The sequence below is a fragment of the Synechococcales cyanobacterium T60_A2020_003 genome (assembly GCA_015272205.1).
Lineage (GTDB): Bacteria > Cyanobacteriota > Cyanobacteriia > RECH01 > RECH01 > JACYMB01.
In genome coordinates, this window is the sequence record JACYMB010000122.1 from 1 (window position 1) to 4,724 (window position 4,724).

A 4,724-nucleotide genomic window follows, 5' to 3' on the forward strand; every position below is an offset into this window, starting at 1 on the left:
TGTTCATCCATGACTACAATCGCCAAATCAGACGGAAGTTGGTCGAGCAAGGGAATACCCCCTTTTCCTCTGCCCCGCACTAAAATGCACTACCCGATAACTGTGTATTCAACGTCAGATCTGCTGAATAAGATCCGTATTTACCAGGATTATCCATCAGATCAACGGGATAACACCCAGATTTTCAGGATTTAAACAGAAAAATTGATAGTTAAGTCCGGAGAATTGGGATCTTATCCGTCACATTTGACAGTTAAGCACGGAGATTGGGGTGCTTATCCGTCACATTTGCTGGATAACACCCCGTATACCGGACTTATCCATCATCGTCCGGTTAAGTGCTCAACCCTCCTCAGCCATTGGGCGATCGCCAACCCTACAGCCATACCCAACCCCAGAGGCATAGGAAAAATCAGCGTCGCCCCTCTCGATAAAGAAATCGGGTGAGCATTGCCCACCCGACACAATTAGATATTCTCCAAATACTCCTGAATCGATTAGATATTTTCTAGATACTCCTGAATCGATTTCACCTCCAGTGGCTCAGACTGGAGCGATCGAATCGCGGAGGCCGTTGCCTTTGCACCCGCGATCGTTGTCACCGTGGGCACCTTATAGGCCAGTGCCGTTCGTCGAATATAGCGATCGTCGATCTGGGCTTCTTGACCCACCGGAGTGTTGATAATGAGCTGAATTTGCTGGTTCTTGATCGAATCGCCAATGTGTGGACGACCTTCGTAGATCTTCAACACCTGTTCCGCCTCAATGCCATTTTCCTTCAGCACCTTCTGGGTACCAACCGTCGCCACAATCTTCAGTCCCTGTTCCGCTAGCTCCTTCACCACCGGAACTGCCGCCATCTTGTTGCGATCGTTCATGGACACAAATACCGTTCCCGACATGGGAAGGCGTTGACCTGCGCCCAGTTCCGCCTTGGCAAAGGCTTTCCCAAAGTCTTTGTCGATGCCCATCACCTCACCCGTAGACCGCATTTCGGGCCCCAGGATCGTGTCTGTGCCTTGGAACTTCTCGAAGGGGAAGACGGCTTCTTTGACCGCCATGTGCGGGGGAATGATCTCTTGGGTATAGCCCAGAGACTCTAGGGTTTCGCCCGTCATCACCCGCACCGCCATTTTCGCGAGGGGAACACCGATCGCCTTCGAGACAAAGGGAACCGTACGCGAGGCGCGAGGATTGGCTTCAATGATGTAGACCTGATCGCCCTGGATCGCAAACTGGATATTCATCAAGCCAACGACATTCAAAGCCTTAGCCAGTTGAGTAGACCAGGTGCGAATTGTAGTCAGCGCTGCATCGGAAAGGGTCACGGTGGGAATAGAGCAGGCCGAGTCGCCAGAGTGGATTCCGGCAGGCTCGATGTGTTCCATGATGCCGCCAATCACAACGTTGCCGTGCTGGTCACTGAGGGCATCTACGTCTACCTCTATGGCATTTTCCAAGAAGCGATCGATCAGGATGGGGTGATCCGGTTCGACTTGGACGGCATAGGTCATGTATCGTTCCAGATCTTCATCAGAATAGACAATCTCCATTGCCCGTCCACCGAGAACGTAGCTAGGACGGACAACGACCGGGTAGCCAATTTTTTTCGCAACCTGAAGTGCTTCTTCATAGCTGCGGGCGATGCCGTTGGGGGGTTGTTTAATGTCGAGATCGCGCAGGATCTTTTCAAACCGTTCCCGGTCTTCGGCAGCATCGATGGAATCGGGGGAGGTTCCCAGAATCTTGGTGGGACAGTCGGGATTTTCGTTTAAATACTTTTGTAGCGGCACCGCTAGCTTCAGGGGGGTTTGTCCACCAAACTGAATAATCACCCCTTCGGGATGCTCCGCTTCGATGATATTGAGCACATCCTCGCGGGTGAGGGGTTCAAAATAGAGGCGATCGCTCGTGTCGTAGTCCGTCGAAACGGTTTCCGGGTTGGAGTTGACCATGATGGTTTCATAGTCCTTGTCCTGGAGAGCATAGGACGCATGGCAACAGCAGTAGTCAAACTCAATCCCTTGCCCAATTCGGTTGGGGCCACCGCCCAAGATCATCACCTTGCGGCGCTCGGAGGGCAACACTTCCGATTCCACCTCCCCAGCATCATCTTCCCGGATCGAGATCACGGCGGATTCGTAGGTGGAGTAGTAGTACGGCGTCAGCGCTTCAAATTCAGCCGCACAGGTGTCCACGGTTTTGTAGACCGGAATTACGCCGAGGCTCTTACGGTAGGTTCGCACCTCTTCCTCGCTGGTCTTGGTGGCGTAGGCAATCTGGCGATCGCTAAAACCTTGCGCTTTTACCCCTTGCATATCCGCTTGGGTGAGGGACTTCAGCGGCGTGCGCTTCAGGAATTTTTCGGTTTCCAGCAGGTCCGAGAGCTTATCCAGGAACCACGGATCAATGCTGGTGAGTTCATAAATTTCCTCGTTGCTCATGCCCAACTGCATGGCGTGGCGCAGGGCAAAAATCCGTTCGGGATTGGGAGTCCGCAACAATGGACGCACCTGCTGGAGGCTGGGGAGTTTCTCGTCGCGATCGCACCCCCAGCCCGCCCGACCCGTTTCCAGCGATCGCAGCGCTTTTTGGAACGATTCCTGGAAGGTGCGACCGATCGCCATCGCCTCACCCACGGATTTCATTTGGGTGGTGAGAACGGGCTGGGAGCCGGGGAATTTCTCGAAGGCGAAGCGGGGAATCTTGGTTACGACATAGTCAATCGTAGGTTCAAAGCTGGCGGGCGTTTTCTTGGTGATGTCGTTGGGAATTTCGTCCAGGGTGTAGCCCACCGCCAACTTTGCCGCCATCTTGGCGATCGGGAATCCGGTGGCTTTGGAGGCCAGGGCAGAACTCCGAGATACGCGCGGGTTCATCTCAATCACGATGATGTCGCCCGTGTCGGGATTCACCGAAAACTGGATGTTCGATCCGCCCGTTTCTACACCGATCTCGCGGATGATTTTGATCGACGCATCCCGTAGCCGCTGATATTCCTTATCGGTCAACGTTTGCGCTGGAGCTACGGTGATCGAATCACCCGTGTGAATGCCCATCGGGTCTAGGTTCTCAATCGAGCAGATGATCACCACGTTATCCGCAAGGTCGCGCATCACCTCTAGTTCGTACTCTTTCCACCCCAGAAGCGACTGTTCGATCAAAATCTGGGAAACGGGACTGGCATCCAAACCAGATTGGGAGATTTCTTCGAACTCCTCCTGGTTGTAGGCGATACCTCCTCCAGCACCCCCCAGGGTAAAGGCCGGACGGATAATCAGGGGGTAGGTGCCAATCTTGGTGGCGATCGCCCGTGCCTCGTCCATCGTCGTCGCCAAGCCCGACGGACACACCGCCACGCCGATCTTTTCCATCGCCTCTTTAAATAACTTCCGATCCTCGGCTTCTTCGATGGCGGGTAGTTTTGCCCCAATCAGTTCAACGCCATACTTGTCCAGTGTTCCATCTTTAGACAGGGCAACGGCCAAGTTCAACGCGGTTTGCCCGCCCATCGTCGGCAACAGCGCATCGGGACGCTCTCGCTCGATCACCTTCGCCAGAATCTCAGGCGTCAGCGGTTCAATGTAGGTGCGGTTCGCGGTTTCCGGATCGGTCATAATCGTGGCGGGATTGGAGTTTACCAAAACCACTTCGTACCCTTCTTCGCGCAGCGCTTTACACGCCTGGGTACCCGAATAGTCAAACTCGCAAGCCTGACCAATCACAATTGGGCCAGAACCGATTAGCAGAATTTTGTGGATGTCGTCTCGACGGGGCATAGCGTTTTTATGGCGTTAGATCAAATCCCAATTATTTTAGAGGCAATCTTCCATTGCAGCTTGAAGTCTTAATCGAGATTACATCCAAATTTCGTGACACACGATTTTTAGGGCGATCGCCCCAGCTTATCGCGACCCTTATTGAAAATAGTTTGCTTTTAGCTGAGATGTGGTCTAAATTAATTGAGAATGAATATTAGCAATGCCTTAAGAAAATCCTAGGAATCCAGTCTGGGTCCCTAGGCACTTCGGCAAACCTATAGAACCGGATGAGCTGAGTACAGCTTGAAATGATTGACGACTCCGGTGCTGCATGCGAGAAAAATCGCTACGGACGTACTAGCTTCCTAGCCCGGACCAAGTCAGCACTTGAGAGCCTGTTTCAAGATGCACCAGCACTATCTTGGTGCAAATTCTCTGACGTTATCTATTGCAAGTTGGATTTTAGAGTGACCATGAACCGCTTACCTTCTCGTTTATTTGGAGCCGTTGCCAGCCTTTCTCTACTGACGGTTGTCGGCTGTGCCAATCCGTCTGCAGATCAAAACGCTGCTACGGATACCAGCAGTGAAATGTCCGCTCCAACGGGCGAAATTAACATTTATTCATCCCGCCACTACGACACGGACGATGCCCTCTATACAACCTTCACCAACGAAACGGGCATTAAGGTGAACCTGATTGAAGGTAAAGATGATGAGCTAATTGAGCGAATCAAAAACGAGGGCAGTAATAGTCCGGCTGATATTCTGCTCACCGTGGATGCCGGACGCTTATGGCGAGCGGAGGAAGAAGGCTTGCTCCAGCCCGTGAAATCTGAGGTCTTAGAGACCAACATTCCCGCTAGTCTGCGTGACCCCGATGGTTACTGGTTTGGTCTGGCGAAACGTGCCCGTGTGATTGTCTACAACAAAGATACCGTTGACCCATCAGAGCTATCCACCT

The 4,724-nt window shown here is 52.6% G+C and carries 2 protein-coding genes; one reads left to right on the forward strand and one right to left on the reverse strand.

The window, feature by feature from the left end; genetic code table 11:
- Positions 1-497: 497 nt before the first annotated feature.
- Positions 498-3,779, reverse strand: coding sequence for a carbamoyl-phosphate synthase large subunit (carB, locus tag IGR76_06285; GenBank protein MBF2078125.1), 3,282 nt, complete (start codon positions 3,777-3,779; stop codon positions 498-500).
- A gap of 455 nt (positions 3,780-4,234) precedes the next feature.
- On the opposite strand from carB, the gene IGR76_06290 reads away from it, so the two are divergent.
- On the forward strand, positions 4,235-4,724 hold a 490-nt coding region (locus IGR76_06290; protein MBF2078126.1), incomplete at its 3' end, for an extracellular solute-binding protein.

Coding starts and splice junctions, on each gene's coding strand:
- carB (MBF2078125.1), bottom strand. CDS start 3,779: ATGCCCCGTCGAGACGACATCCACAAAATTCTGCTAATCGGTTCTGGC.